Source organism: Ralstonia sp. OTU4908 (assembly GCF_038440115.1).
In the GTDB taxonomy this organism is placed as follows: Bacteria; Pseudomonadota; Gammaproteobacteria; order Burkholderiales; family Burkholderiaceae; genus Ralstonia; species Ralstonia pickettii.
Window position 1 is genome coordinate 1 of sequence record NZ_JASATD010000126.1, and the last position, 253, is coordinate 253.

A 253-nucleotide genomic window follows, 5' to 3' on the forward strand; every position below is an offset into this window, starting at 1 on the left:
AACACTCAGCCCTTGGACGAGCTTTTGCGTGAGGACCTGCCCAAAGGCTTTTTTACGACGCGCACCCCATGCTCTTTCTGGATCACGTCGATCACCGCCTCGAACAGACGTGCCTTCTCTTGGGCCTCCCGCAACTGCACTTCCAATTCCTTGATGCGCTGCTCTGGCGTGAGCGACTTGCGCTGGCTGCTTTGATTTTCCATCGTGGTTTTGGCCTCCGCCGAGGCGCTCCAGTCCTGTCGTCCGTGCTTGC

The 253-nt window shown here is 58.5% G+C and carries 1 pseudogene; it reads right to left on the bottom strand.

Annotated elements, in window-relative coordinates:
- A pseudogene (locus AAHM38_RS25600) lies at window positions 1–253 on the bottom strand (IS3 family transposase); the annotation flags it as partial.